Raw genomic sequence first — 12,518 nt, forward strand, 5'->3', positions numbered from 1 at the left:
CTGTGATCTGATCTGTTCGGTGATCGCGGGCTGTCCGCCGCCGACCGGCCGCGGCGGCTGCTTGAGAGATCGAGCCTCGGCCGCAGCAATGCAAGCCCCCGACCTCGGATTGATGCGACGACGCGAACCTGCTGCAGAAACAGGCAGTGGCTCAAATCGCAGGCGGATGCCGCGACGACATGAAAACGAAGGAGAAGCGTTGCGGTTCCGTCATGGACGGCGGAATCGCCGCCATGCGTTTTGCGGAGGAGCCGTCGTGGATCAGGAGATCGAGGGCAGCGAACGCTGGCGCTCATGCACCAGGCGACGCAGATGTGCCGTCTTCGCGGCCACCGCGCCGGGGCCGGGATCGACCCGCGCCAGCCCCTGGGCAACGGCCGCGCGCGCGACGGCCTCCGCCACTTGGGGATAAAGCGTCTCCGAAAGGGGGCTGGGCAGGATCAGATCGGGGGCGAGCGCCGCGTCCGGCACCTCGGCCGCGATGGCGCGCGAGGCGGCGAGGCACATCTCGCGGCTGACGCGGCGGGTCCTGGTGTCGAGCGCCGCCCGCATCAGGGCCGGGAAGGCCAGCACATTGTTGCAATGATTCGGGAAGTCGAAGCGGCCGCTGGCGGTGATGGCGGCCCCGGCGGCTTGCGCCTGGTCGGGCCGGATTTCCGGCTCGGGGTTGGCAAGGCCGAACACGATGGGCCCCGGCGCCATCGACCGGACCATGTCCGGCGTCACCTGATTGGCGACCGACACGCCGATGAAGACGTCGGCACCGCGCAGGGCCGCGGCGAGATCGCCCTGGAGGCCGTCGCGATTGGTCTCATGCGCGATGCGCCGCCAATGCTCGTGCGGATAAAGCCCGCCGCGATGGAGGATCCCGACCTTGTCATGGACCGTGATCTCGCCGATCCCCAGCGCCTGGAGCATATCGACCGTCGCGGTCCCGGCCGCCCCGGCCCCGTTCACCACCACCCGCACATCCTGGGATTTGCGACCCGTCACCTTGAGCGCGTTGATGAGCGCCGCGGCGATGACGGTGGCGGTGCCGTACTGGTCGTCATGCATCGCCGGAATGGCGACGCGTTCCTCGAGCCGGCGCACCACCTCGAAGCAGGCGGGGGCCGCCACGTCCTCGATGTTGTAGCCGCCGAAGCCGGGCTCCAGCGCCTCGAGGATGTCGACCAGATGGGCGGCGTCGCGGGCCTGGATGCAGAGCGGGAAGCAGTCGATGCCCGCCAGCAGCTTGAACATCGTGGCCTTGCCTTCCATCACCGGCAACGCGGCGCGGGGACCGGCATTGCCGAAGCCCAGCACCGCCGTGCCGTCGGTGACGATGGCGACCAGATTGTCCTTGGCCGTCAGCTCCGAGAGCGCTTCGGCGCGCGCCTGGACCTCGCGCACGGCATGGCCGACGCCGGGCGTGTAGGCAACCGCCATGTCCTGCAGCGAATGCACCGCGACCTTGGGCAGGATCTCGATCTTGCCATGGCCGTAATAGACGTCGCGGCCGAAGGCGAGCGCCGCCTCCTTGGTGACGGGAGCGTTGGCCATCCTGAGGGGTTGTCCTCTAACGCTTCGAGACCAGCCGCTTCACCACCTTGCGCGCGGCCGCCTCGCCTTCGCGAACCCAGACCTCGTAGAACGGGATCTGGCCGAGCTGCGACCAGACATAGTTCTTGAGCTGGTTGAAGGGCCGGCCGTTCAGGTCGCGGCCCGACAGGTCGTAATCCTCGGCCGCGATCTGCTTCAGAAGCGGGTAGGTGTAGAGATGGGCGGCGCCCATGGTGTAGGGCCAGTTCATGTCGGCGAGGTGCGTGACCCACTGCTCGCCCGTGACCGGCGGCAGCACGAGATCCTTGCCCTTCTTCTCCAGGAGCCCGTACTCGACCGGATCGACCTGCGCCATCAAGGCGGCGGCCTTGATGAAATGGGCGACGCGCTCGAGCCCGACCCAGTTGCAGATCACCTTCTTGCCGTCCATCGAGGCGCCGAGCGCCGAGAGCTGGTGAGCCGCCGCCATGGCCAGCACGATGCGGGAATCGAAGCGACGGTGCATCAGCTCCGCCGTGACATAGATGCAGTGCGCATGCCAGGTGTCGTCATAGACGGTGCGCGGCTCCTCGAGCCAGGAACCGTCCGCGAGCCACTGATAGAGCCAGACCTTGGGGTATTCATGGACGCAGAGTGCCGCCGCCGGCAGGTCGCGGTTGAGCGGCAGGCCCAGCGCCTGGCGATAATGGTGGGTGTAGGAATCCGCCATGCGGATGTTGTAGGCGACCGTCATGGCGAGCCCGCCCGGATGGGCGTTGTAGAAGTCGTTGTGGCTCGAGGGTGCCGTCAGATAGGTCTGCGGCGTCAGATGGCCCTGCGGCCAGACCTCGTCCGGATGATCCTCCTTGTTGAAGAATCCGAGCCGGACCATCTCCTTGAAGAGCTTCTTGCGGTCGTCGTCGCGAGGATACATCTCGAGGAAGGTGACCCGGGGGGCCGCGACGCATTCGGTCATGAGACGGCGATAGCCCACATCCTCGAGGCTCGAGGCCACCGCCAGCAGCTCGTTATAGGCGCTGGTCACCGGCCGCGAGGCCCTGGCCATGTCCTCCGGCGTCATGGCGATGACGGCCTCGAGGCTGCGCGCGGGCGAGAGATCGAGATCCTTCGAGAAGGCGCCGTAATCGAACTTGCCGGGCAGCTTCTTGGCCGGTCCCCCCTGCACCGCAGGCGCGTGGTGAACATGGCCATGTCCATGCTGATGCTTGTGCCCCTTCGCCATGATGGCCTCCTGTTGCCTGTCCTTTGGGTTCTTGCCCGTTCCGGCTTCAGCGCAGGAACTGGTCTGTCTCGCGATTGAGCAGATGATGCGGCTTGGGCGTGAAGCCGAGCCAGGCCCGCCCCTCGCCCTTCACGGCATGATCGTCGGCGATGACCGCCTTCAGCGCCGTGGAGCCCAGCCGCAGATCGAGGATGGTCTTGGGGCCCAGATGCTCGGCCCAGACGATCTCGGCCGGAAAAGGCGTGTCGCGGCTCTCTGCCGGCGCGACGCGGATCTCCTCGGCCCGCAAGCCCAGCCCCACCTGGCGCGGCAGGGTCGTGATCGCCGGGTCGAGGTTCCGCAACGGGACCCGGAAGCCGGCGCCGGCGAGGATCGGCGCGCCGCCCTCGCTCGTGACCTCGGCATCGAGGATGTTCATCGGCGGCGTGCCGATGAAGCGTGCCACGAAGCGGTTGGCGGGCCGGTCATAGATCTCCTGCGGCCGGCCGATCTGCTGGATGCGGCCTTCGTTCAGCACCACGATCCGGTCCGAGAGGCTCATCGCCTCGATCTGGTCGTGCGTGACATAGAGGATGGTCTGGCGGCGCTCGCGATGCAGCTTCTTGAACTCGATCCGGAGCGCGATGCGGATGCGGGCGTCGAGATTGGAGAGCGGCTCGTCGAGCAGCAGCAGGTCGCTCGGCCGGATGATGGCTCGCCCGATCGCCACGCGCTGCTGTTCGCCGCCGGAGAAGGTGCGGGGATAGCGGTTCAGCACATGGCCGATCCTGAGCAGCTCGGCCGTCTGGCGCACCCGCGCCTCGACCGAAGCTCCCGTCTCCCCCGCCGCGGTCAGCGGGAAAGCGATGTTCTCGAAGCCCGTCATAGTGGGGAACAGCGCGATGTTCTGGAACAGCAGGCTCACGCCGCGATCCTTGGGCGCCACGTCGGCGAGATCGCGGCCCTTGGCCAGGATGCGGCCTCGGTCCGGCCGGATCAGGCCGGCGATGGTCTTGAGCAGGGTCGATTTGCCGGCATTGGTGGGGCCCACCACGCAGAGGAACTCGCCTTCCGCGACCTCGAACCCGATATCGGCCAGCGCCGTCACCTTGTCGAAACGCTTGGTCAGGCCCTGGATCTGGAGCGCGCTCATGCCGCCACCCCGAAGGATTCGATCGGCAGGACGGCGTCGCTGCCGGCATCGATCAGGAGGGCGCGCCTCAGATCGAACTGCAGCGAGACACGGTCGCCTTCGCGCGCCTGGCCGGTCGGCGTGACGATCTGGAGGAGCTGCCCGCCATACTCGACATGCAGCACCTCTTCGGCGCCCAGCGTCTCGAGAAAGCGGACGGGAAAACTGCCGCCCGTTCCGATGCGGATGTCGTGCGGCCGGATGCCGAGCCAGTGCCGGCCGGCCGGCGCGGAACCACGGCCCAGCACGAGCCCGCGATGGCCGGCGGTGGTGACGGCGACCTGACCGCCGCCGGTCTGGACCTCGCAGGCGATCAGGTTGATCGGAGGGTCACCGATGAACTCGGCGACGAAGCGGTTGCGCGGCCGACGATAAATCTCCTCCGGCGTGCCGATCTGCTGCAGTTCGCCCATGCTCATGACCGCGATCCGGTCGGACATGCTCATCGCCTCGACCTGGTCGTGCGTCACATAGAGCACGGTCTGCTGCAGTTGCTTCTGGATCAGCTTCATCTCGCCGCGCAGGCTGGCCCGCAGCGCCGCGTCGAGATTGGACATGGGCTCGTCGAGCAGGACGAGCTGCGGCTCGGTCACCAGCACCCGCCCGATCGCGACCCGCTGCATCTCGCTCATGTTGAGCCGGTCGCCGCGCCGGTCGAGCAGGTTCGTCAGGTCGAGCCGCTCGGCGATGGCCTGGACGGCCTTCGCGCGTTCGGCCCGCCCCACGCCCTTGGCCTCGAGCCCGAAGGCCAGGTTCGCGCGCACGCTGAGCTTGCTGAAGACCGCATAGTCCTGGAACACGAGGCCGATGCGCCGGCGCTGCGGCGGCAGCCCCTCGACCGACTGTCCGTCCACCAGGATCGAGCCCGCGGTCGGGGTCTCGAAGCCGGCCACCATGGCGAGCGTCGTCGATTTGCCGCAGCCGGAGGGGCCCAGCAGCGACACGAACTCGCCCTTCTCCAGCGAAAGCGACAGCTTCTTGACCGCGACGGTCTCGTCGAAGCGCTTCTCCAGATCGCGCAGCTCGAGCTTCGCCGTCATGGCACCCTCACCGCTTGACCGCGCCAAAGGAGAGGCCGCGCACGAGCTGGCTCTGGATCAGGTAGCCGAAGACGATCACCGGCAGGGTCGAGATCGTGCCCATGGCGGCCTGCACGCCATAGAGCTTGCCGGAGCTGGCCGAGACATAGTTCGCCACCTGGACCGTGACGGTGACGATATGGCCCTGGGTGAGCGTGAGGGCGAACAGGAACTCCGACCAGTTGAGGATGAAGATGAAGAGGGCCGTGGCGAGGATGCCGCCCTTGACCAGCGGCAGGGTCACGGTAAGGAAGGCGCGCAGAGGGCCCATGCCATAGAGCATGGCCGCGCCCTCGATCTCGACCGGCACCTCGTCGATGAAGCTGCGGATCATCCAGACGGAGAACGGCAGGGTGAAGGCCGTATAGGCGATGATGAGGCCCGGGAAGGTGTCGGAGAGCCGCAGGAAGGAGAACACCACCACCATCGGCACCACCACCGCGATCGGCGGGAACATGCGGATGGTCAGGAACTGGAAGGGGTAGTTGTCGCCGCCGGTGCGGTAGCGCGAGATCGAGTAGGCCGCCAGCGTGCCGAAGAGCACGGAGAGGATCGTGGCCGAGACCGAGATGATCGCGGAATCGCCGAAGGCCTTCCAGGCGCTGGTCGAGACCTTGTAGTCGAGCGAGCCCGCCTCGCTGGCCGCGAAGGCGCGCGCGGCCTCGGGCGCGAACACGATGCGGTAGTTCTGGAGCGTGGGCCGCTCCGTGACCCAGACCGGCGGATAGGCGGCCCATTCGTCCTGCGGCTTGAGCGAGGTCGAAACCAGCCAGAAGATCGGGAAGAAGCTGATCACCATGGCGAGCGCCACGGCGATCCGGCGCAGGGCCTTCCCGCCCCGGGATTCCTTGCCGACCATCGCCGCCCTAGCCATGGTGCTGCTTCAGGGGCCGGGCCAGCGCCAGGCAGATGGAGACGACCAGAACCAGCACGACCAGCGCCGCGGCGGCGATATAGCCGATGCGGAAATAGACGAAGGCGCCGTTATACATGTACATCGAGATGGTCTCGGTCGAGGCGCCGGGCCCGCCGCGCGTGAGGATGTAGATGGCGTCGAAGATCTTAAAGGTCTCGATGCTGCGGATGAGGAGCGCCACCAGGATCACCGGCGTCAGGAGCGGCAGCATGATGCGGAAGAAGATCCGCACCTGCGAGGCGCCGAGCGCCTGGGCGGCGCGGATCTGGTTCTGCGGCAGGTTCATGAGGCCCGTCAGCAGCAGCAGGAACATGAGCGGCGTCCATTGCCAGACCTCGCAGGCGACGATCGGCGCCAGCGCCCAGTCCGGGTCGGAGAGCCAAGAAAACTGGAAGTTCATGCCGGTGACGAACCCGATCAGGTGATTGATCGGCCCGCGATCGTTGAACAGCATGAAGAAGGCGTTGGCCGCGTCGACCGGCACGATCATCATCGGCAGGATCAGCACGCTGACGGCGAGCTTGCGCCAGGGCCATTCGTCGAGGAACAGCAGCGCCAGCCCCAGCGCGATGACGAGCTCGAATCCGACCGCAACCGCCACCACCAGCGCGGTGCGCCAGAGCGAGTTGATGAAGCGCGTGTCGAACCAGAGATCGTTGAAGTTCCAGAACCAGGAGAACTCGGCATCGTACCAGGCCGTGCCCTGGGTGGGCTGCCAGTCGGTCAGGCTGAGCCAGATCGCGATCAGGGTCGGCGCCAGCACCACGGCCAGCATGGTGAGCTGCGCCGGCAGCACGAGCGCGACGTTGAAGGGAAGCAGGCGCCGCGTCCGACCCGTCGGCGCTGTCGTCGCTGGATCAACGGTCTGAGAGGTCATGGTCCGGTCAGTCTAGGAGGAACCGGCGGGCGGGAACATCCCCGCCCGCCGGCACCATAGGCCTCGTCCAGGTCAGGTCAGCTCGTCGCGGATGCTCCGGGGATAGAGGGACTTCAGGAACTTCCACTGCTCCTGCTGGCCCTTCTTGCCCGCGCGCCGCGTGATGCGGTTCCAGGTGTTGGCGACGTCGTCGAGCGCCTCCTTCGGCTTCTGCTTGCCGACATCGACATCCTGGATGGCGACCCGGAGCGCGTCGAAATACTCGCCCTGACCCTTGAGATAGAGGTCCGGGATGCTGCCCCGCATCGAGGCCTCGTGCACCACCAGGAACGCCTCCGAGTAGGACTTGATGATATCCGGGTCCTTGTAATGCTCGGAGCGGAAGGGATCGAAATAGCCGTCCGGATCGCGCACGGCCACGGTCGATTCCTTCGGGCTGGTGGCGAAGAGCGTGAAGAGATAGGCGATCTCCGGCTCCTTCGACACGCTGGAGACGACATAGTTCCAGCCCCAGTTGAAGTAGGGCGTCTTGAGCAGCTTGCCCTTGACGTTGCCGCCCGGCGTGAAGCCGAAGGCGAGCTTGCCTTTCACGCTCGACTTGTCGCTGTTGAGGTATTTCTGCGTGCCGCCCCAGCCGATATTGGCGTAGCTGTCGCCCTTGCCATAGGCCTCGAAATTCTCGAACAGGCCGTTGGTGCGGGCACCGGGGTAGAGATACTGCGAGGCCGCGACCAGCTCTTCCAGCGCCTTCACGCCCGCCTCGTTGTTGATCTGCGGGTTGAGGTCGTTGTCGAAGGGGTAGAAGCCCTTGGCATGGAAGCGCACCCACCATTCCCAGGCGATGAAATACTGGGTGCGGAACAAGGCGCCGCCATACTGGCCCTTGTCCGGGCGGTGGAAATGCTTGAGCTGGGCGTCGAGCTCTTCCCAGGTGTCCGGCACCTTGAGGGCATAGCCGTTCGCGTCGGCGAAGGCCTTCTGCTCCTCGGGATTGTCCAGCCACTCCTTGAGATAGAACATCACATAGGTGTCGCCGTCGGTCTGGTAGCCGTAGAAGCTGTCCTTGTAGAAATCGCCGATCGAATAGAGCGTGTCGGCCTGGAAGCCGTCGGGCTGGTATTTCGCGGCATATTTGTCGAGATTGACCAGGATGCCCGACTCGACCAGGTCCGGAATCCCGAAGGTGGCCGGCAGGGCGATGTCGAAGGCGCCGGTCTTGGCCACCGCCTCCAGCAGCATCTTCTGGTTGATCTCGCCCAGCGGCACCTCGATATACTCGACCTTGATGCCGGTCTGGGCCGTCCAGACCTCGGCCACCGGCTTCACGTTGCCGAGCGAGCCGGAGGGCTCGAGGATCTTGAGCGTGATGTCCCGGCCGGCCGCGAGTTTCTTGGCGGCGGCGGCCGCATCGGTATCGACCGTGTCCAGCGCCAACGCCGCCTGCGCGGACCGCGGACGCATCACATAGCTCGGCAGCAATGCCGAACCGGCAACGGCGGCCGCTCCTTGCAGGAAACGACGCCGGGTTGATGAAAGCTCTGTCAATTTCTTACGCATCTTGCTCCCTCGCTTGTTCCGCTATCCCTGTGCTTGCGTCTTGGCCTTGATCTTCTTGGTCGAGCGTTCTTGTCGCGCATATCCATGGGGCCGTTCCGGCCGCTACTTCATGACGATGAGCTTGCTGCGGTCCTGGCTGATCAGGACGGCGCCGATGACGACGATCCCCTTGATGACCATCTGCGTGTATTGATTGACGCCGAGGAGATTGAGGCCGTTATCGAGCAGCGTGATGATGAGGACGCCGATCAGCGTCCGCTGCAGCCCGCCGACGCCGCCCGAGAGCGAGGTGCCGCCCACGACGATCGCAGCGAGGCTGTTGAGCAGCAGCTCCGAGCCCAGGGTCGGGCCGGCGGCACCGAGCCGCGCGACGCCCAAGGCGCCGCCCAGCCCCGCCATCGCTCCCGACAGGGTGAAGGCATAGATCTTGTAGCGCCGCACCGGCACGCCCGAGGTCCGTGCCACGGCCTCGCCGCCGCCGATCACGTACATGTAGCGGCCGAAGCGGGTGCGGAAGCAGACGAAGACCGAGACGGCCCAGGCCGCCAGCGCGAAGAGCGCGATGTTGGAGACATAGGGGATCGCCTGGCCGATCGCGAGATTCTCGAAGGCCACCGAATCGAAGCGCAAGGCGCGGCCCTGCAACAGGTTCCAGGCGAGGCCGGTGAAGACCGAGAGGCTGCCCAGCGTCACGACGAAGGACGGGATCGCGCCATAGGCGAAGATGAGGCCGTTCACCAGCCCCAGCAGCAGCCCGATAAGGATCGCGACCGGCACCGCCGCGATGCCGAGATCGAGCGCGTTGATGAGCAGCACCGTGACCGAGCCCGTCAGCAGCACCGTGGCGCCGACCGAGAGATCGATCGAGCCCATCAGGATCACGAAGGTGGCGCCCAGGCAGGCCAGCAGCAGGACGCTCATCTGGCCGGAAATGGCGGTCAGGTTCCGCAGGGTGAGGAAGGAATCGGTCGTGACCGAAAAGAACAGGATGAGCGCCAGGACCACCGCCACCGGCAGCCAGAGGACGAGCTTCGCCGACAGCCCCTGCTGTCGGAGCGCGGCGGCGGGCGGGCGCTGGCGTTCCACGTTCAATGTAACGTCCCCTGGGGCTGCGTCCCCCGGGCGGCGTCGGTCCGGTTGGCCTCGTAGCCCAGCATCAGGGCCACCAGCGCATCCTCGGTCGGCTTGGCGCCCACAGGAGCCGCGATGACCGCGCTGATGCGGCCCTGGCTCATGATGGCGATACGGTTGGAGAGGCCGATCAGTTCCAGGAGCTCGTCGGTGATGAGGAGCACGGCGACGCCCTGGCCCGTGAGCTCGCGGATCAGGGCGTAGATCTCCTCCTTGGCGCCGGCATCGACGCCGCGGGTCGGGTTGTCCAGAACCAGCACGCGGGGTTCCCGGCAGAGCCACTTGGCCAGCACCACCTTCTGCTGGTTGCCGCCGGAGAGGCGGGCGCAGATGGCGGCAGGGCCGCTGGCCTTGATGCGCAACCGCTCGATGAAGCGGCGGCTGACGCTGGCCTCGAGCCGGCCGCGCCAATAGCCGAGATGGGAGCTGAAGAGGTCGCCCCCGCTCGCGAGCGAGAGGTTCCAGGAGACCGGGAAGGCGGTGATCATGCCCTCGGCATGCCGCTCGGCCGGCACATAGCCGAAGCCGCGCGCCATCAGCCGCGAGAGCTGCGGGCGGGCGGGCGCGTCATCGCCGATCGCGACCGTGCCCTGGTCGGGCGCCCGCACGCCAGCGATGCCCTTGCCCAACGCCGACTTGCCGGAATCGAGCAGCCCGCCGATTCCGAGGATCTCGCCTTGGCGCAGCGTAAGGGTGATGTCCTGATAGTCGCCGCGGCGCGACAGATGCTCGACCCGCAAGGCCGGCGGCGCCGTCTCGACCGAGCGCTGGCCGCGCTCGTGATAGTAGTCCTCGTCGCGCGCGCGGCCGACCATCAGGCCGTGGAGCTTGCGCTCGTCCGCTTCGGCCGGGTCGACCTCGGCGACGATGCGCCCGTCCTTCATCACATAGATGACATCGCTGATGCGCAGCACCTCGTTGAGGCGATGCGAGACGAACAGCACCGCCCCGTGCTCCTTGAGCCCCGCGACCAGCCGGAAGAAGGCCTCCTCCTCGGCGCGCGCCAAGGCCGAGGTGGGCTCGTCCAGCAGGATGACGGGATGCTCGATCCCCAGCACCGCCTGCGGCACGAGGCAGGCCCGGGCGATCTCGATCGCCTGGCGGACGGAGAAGTCATAGTCGCCGGCGGGCCTGCGCACATCGATATCGAGCCCGATGGCCGAGACCACGCGCTCGGCCACTTCGATCATGCGCCGGCGGTCGACCAGTTGGCCCCAGCGCACGAAACGGTCCTCATGCGCCAGGAGCAGGTTCTCGTAGACGGTGATGTTGGGGATCAGCGCCTGTTCCTGGAACACGCGGGAGATGCCCAGGAGCGAGGCCTCGCGGTAATTGGCCGGCCGGACCTCGCGGCCATCGAGCAGCACGCGCCCGCCATCAGCCGCGATGATCCCGGAAATGATGTTGAAGAGCGTGGTCTTGCCGGCGCCGTTCTCGCCCACGATGCCGACAATCTGGTTGCGCCGGGCCTTGAGGCTGACCGAATCGAGCGTGGTCACGCCGGCAAAGCTCTTGCTGACGTTCTCGACCCGGAGGATCTCGCTTTCGGTCATGGCGGCGGAACGGCCGGCCCGGAAAGGGGCGGCGGCGGGCAGCGAGGCGCCTGGCGCTTGGCTCATCGCGGATGCCCGCCGCATTCCCGACCGGTCAGGCCTTCTTCATCGGCGAGGGGCCGAAGAAGTCGATCTTGTAGTGGGCCGCATATTCCGCCGCGACCGCCTTGGCCTCGCCGCCGTCATGGGCCGCGCGATAGGCCGCCGGATAGTCCCAGCCCGCCGGCTTGTCGATCCCGCCCCATTCCTGGTCGATATTCATCGGGAAGACCTCGGCCTGAGGATCCCAATCGTCCGGGTGCTTCACCTTCGACAGCTTCTCGTAGTCGAAGGGATCCACCCCGTCATTGTTGACGTAGCGGCTGAGATAGGCGTCGACATTGCTCTTGGTCATGGCGACCGAACGCCAGTTCATCATCCGCTCCGAGGCGCGCGGCTTCCATCCGTTCATCACGTCGTAGAGGCGGGTCGAGAGGAACGCCCCCATATAGGCCGGCACGTTGGCCGAGGTGGCGAGCAGCTTGCCCTGCTTGATGGCTTCCGCACCGCCGGTGGTGCCGTCGGCGCCCGAGACGAACACGTCCTGGCCGGGCTGGATGCCGGCGGCCCTGAGCGCCGCGATGCAGCCGTCGGCCACGTCGTCGTTCTGCGCGATCACGCCGACGATCTTGGGATAGCGCGAGATCAGGTCCTCCATCGCCTTCTGCGAATCCTCGCGGTTCCACTTGCCGGGCAGGGAGCCCGCGAACTTGATCTCGGGGAAGTCCTTGAAGGCATCGTCGCGGCCGCGGCTGCGGATGATATCGGTCGAGTTGCCCTCGATGCCGGTCACGCCCACCACGGTGCCGCCGCCGAACTTCTCCTTCACCGCCTTGCAGACCTCGACCGTCACGGCGCGGTGCGCCGAGAACTCGTCGGGCTCGGCATAGAGCGTGTAATAATCGCCCGCCTCGAACGGCGTGAACCAGGGCAGCGTGCCCCAGGTATTGTCGAGCCAGACCTTGTTCTCGTTGGCGAGCTGGGCAATGCGCTTGATCGAGCCGCCGCCCGGCGCATGCAGCAGAACGCCGTTGACGCCGTCGGCGATCTGCTGCTCGAACTGGTTGAGCTGGCGCTCGGAATCGAGCTGGCCGTCGAGCGAGGTGATGCCGAGACCCAGCGCCTTGGCGGCACCATGCGCGCCGGCATCGGCATTGGCGCAATATTCGAGCTGCAGCGTCATCATCAGATGCGCGATCTTGCCGCTGGGATCGGCGATGGCGACCGCGGGCTTGCCGAGAGTGACGGCGGTCGCCGCCGCGATCGCGCTGGCGGAGGCGAAGGAGAGGAACTGCCGGCGGGTGAAGCCGTGCAGGTCGAGGCGCTCCATGGCGCTGTCGACGACCTTTTTCTGCGTGTAGTCGGGAAAGAGCCGGGGATCGAGACGCTTGGCCATGGTCGAATTCTCCCTGTGTCTTCTCGCTGCTGGCG

Annotated in this window: 10 protein-coding genes; all 10 read right to left on the reverse strand. The window is 66.8% G+C overall.

Annotated features, from left to right (window positions below; all coding sequences use genetic code 11):
* Positions 1–261: 261 nt before the first annotated feature.
* Positions 262–1,542 carry an NAD(P)-dependent malic enzyme gene (locus tag FRZ61_RS20745; RefSeq protein WP_151119527.1) on the reverse strand — a complete coding sequence of 427 codons (1,281 nt, stop codon included), beginning with the start codon at positions 1,540–1,542 and terminating at the stop codon, positions 262–264.
* Positions 1,543–1,558: 16 nt separating this feature from the next.
* Positions 1,559–2,764, reverse strand: a complete 1,206-nt coding sequence (locus FRZ61_RS20750; RefSeq protein WP_151119528.1) for a hypothetical protein — start codon at positions 2,762–2,764, stop codon at positions 1,559–1,561.
* A 46-nt stretch (positions 2,765–2,810) separates the two neighbouring features.
* Entirely contained in the window at positions 2,811–3,896 is a 1,086-nt protein-coding gene (locus tag FRZ61_RS20755) for an ABC transporter ATP-binding protein (RefSeq protein WP_151119529.1), read from the reverse strand.
* A complete protein-coding gene (locus FRZ61_RS20760; RefSeq protein ID WP_151119530.1) occupies positions 3,893–4,975 on the reverse strand; it encodes an ABC transporter ATP-binding protein in 1,083 nt (360 codons plus the stop codon). The genes FRZ61_RS20755 and FRZ61_RS20760 overlap by 4 nt, the downstream gene beginning before the upstream one ends.
* A 7-nt stretch (positions 4,976–4,982) precedes the next feature.
* Positions 4,983–5,888 carry a carbohydrate ABC transporter permease gene (locus FRZ61_RS20765; RefSeq protein ID WP_225308925.1) on the reverse strand — a complete coding sequence of 302 codons (906 nt, stop codon included), beginning with the start codon at positions 5,886–5,888 and terminating at the stop codon, positions 4,983–4,985.
* The gene (locus tag FRZ61_RS20770; RefSeq protein WP_151119531.1) at positions 5,881–6,807 is read right to left on the reverse strand and encodes a carbohydrate ABC transporter permease; all 927 of its coding nucleotides are present in this window, start codon (positions 6,805–6,807) and stop codon (positions 5,881–5,883) included. Before FRZ61_RS20770 ends, FRZ61_RS20765 begins: the two co-directional genes overlap by 8 nt.
* A 72-nt stretch (positions 6,808–6,879) precedes the next feature.
* Entirely contained in the window at positions 6,880–8,268 is a 1,389-nt protein-coding gene (locus FRZ61_RS20775) for an extracellular solute-binding protein (RefSeq protein ID WP_151120923.1), read from the reverse strand.
* 198 nt (positions 8,269–8,466) lie between these two features.
* Entirely contained in the window at positions 8,467–9,450 is a 984-nt protein-coding gene (locus FRZ61_RS20780) for an ABC transporter permease (protein ID WP_225309278.1), read from the reverse strand.
* 2 nt (positions 9,451–9,452) lie between these two features.
* Positions 9,453–11,114: a sugar ABC transporter ATP-binding protein gene (locus tag FRZ61_RS20785; protein ID WP_191909132.1), complete on the reverse strand. Its 1,662-nt coding sequence runs from the start codon at positions 11,112–11,114 to the stop codon at positions 9,453–9,455.
* Positions 11,115–11,142: 28 nt separating this feature from the next.
* On the reverse strand, positions 11,143–12,483 hold the full coding sequence (locus FRZ61_RS20790) for a sugar ABC transporter substrate-binding protein (RefSeq protein WP_151119534.1): 1,341 nt from the start codon (positions 12,481–12,483) through the stop codon (positions 11,143–11,145).
* Positions 12,484–12,518: the final 35 nt, after the last annotated feature.

Source organism: Hypericibacter adhaerens (assembly GCF_008728835.1).
Taxonomy (GTDB): domain Bacteria; phylum Pseudomonadota; class Alphaproteobacteria; order Dongiales; family Dongiaceae; genus Hypericibacter; species Hypericibacter adhaerens.

Excerpts from the sequence above, each read along its gene's own strand:
- FRZ61_RS20745 (WP_151119527.1), bottom strand. The coding sequence starts at position 1,542 with ATGGCCAACGCTCCCGTCACCAAGGAGGCGGCGCTCGCCTTCGGCCGC.
- FRZ61_RS20750 (WP_151119528.1), bottom strand. The coding sequence starts at position 2,764 with ATGGCGAAGGGGCACAAGCATCAGCATGGACATGGCCATGTTCACCAC.
- FRZ61_RS20755 (WP_151119529.1), bottom strand. The coding sequence starts at position 3,896 with ATGAGCGCGCTCCAGATCCAGGGCCTGACCAAGCGTTTCGACAAGGTG.
- FRZ61_RS20760 (WP_151119530.1), bottom strand. The coding sequence starts at position 4,975 with ATGACGGCGAAGCTCGAGCTGCGCGATCTGGAGAAGCGCTTCGACGAG.
- FRZ61_RS20765 (WP_225308925.1), bottom strand. The coding sequence starts at position 5,888 with ATGGCTAGGGCGGCGATGGTCGGCAAGGAATCCCGGGGCGGGAAGGCC.
- FRZ61_RS20770 (WP_151119531.1), bottom strand. The coding sequence starts at position 6,807 with ATGACCTCTCAGACCGTTGATCCAGCGACGACAGCGCCGACGGGTCGG.
- FRZ61_RS20775 (WP_151120923.1), bottom strand. The coding sequence starts at position 8,268 with ATGCGTCCGCGGTCCGCGCAGGCGGCGTTGGCGCTGGACACGGTCGAT.
- FRZ61_RS20785 (WP_191909132.1), bottom strand. The coding sequence starts at position 11,114 with ATGAGCCAAGCGCCAGGCGCCTCGCTGCCCGCCGCCGCCCCTTTCCGG.
- FRZ61_RS20790 (WP_151119534.1), bottom strand. The coding sequence starts at position 12,483 with ATGGCCAAGCGTCTCGATCCCCGGCTCTTTCCCGACTACACGCAGAAA.